This window comes from Oleiphilus sp. HI0043, assembly GCF_001634935.1.
The window spans coordinates 1-558 of the sequence record NZ_LWEY01000441.1; the positions used below are offsets into that span (position 1 = coordinate 1).

Below are 558 nucleotides of genomic sequence, written 5' to 3' on the forward strand. Positions count from 1 at the left end.
ACCCACAGTGACCTTTCCTTCACTGGCTCTTTCCATCAACATAATCAGCTTAAGCAGTGTACTTTTACCTGCGCCGGAATGGCCTGTTAAAAATGCCATTTCACCACGCGCCATTGAAAAGCTTACGTCATTAAGTGCTTCATGGCCGTCGCTATAACGCTTGGTGACATTCTCAAAATGTATCATTATTTAGTAGGCCTATTGATTTAAGCTGAGATCTTATCGACAGAGATTTATGCTTGTTCGTCGAATAAAGCAGCAACAAACTCATCCGCCTCAAAGGGGCGTAAATCATCTATTTGCTCACCAACACCAATAAAGCGAATCGGTAGGCCTAACTGTTTAGCGATAGCGAAAATGATCCCGCCTTTTGCCGTACCGTCCAGCTTGGTTAAGCTGATACCACTTACACCAACTGCTTGTTGGAATACTTGGGCTTGGCTTAGTGCGTTTTGGCCTGTACCGGCATCGAGAACCAACATCACTTCGTGGGGGGCGGTATCGTCAACTTTCTGCATAACTCGGACAACTTTTTCAAGCTCGCTCATTAGGTTGTCT

The 558-nt window shown here is 45.3% G+C and carries 1 protein-coding gene and 1 pseudogene; both read right to left on the bottom strand.

The window, feature by feature from the left end:
• Positions 1-186 (bottom strand): ATP-binding cassette domain-containing protein (locus tag A3729_RS05615; protein WP_156497704.1); only part of this gene is annotated, 186 nt, incomplete at its 3' end.
• A gap of 47 nt (positions 187-233) precedes the next feature.
• Positions 234-558: pseudogene (locus tag A3729_RS05620) on the bottom strand (signal recognition particle-docking protein FtsY); the annotation flags it as partial.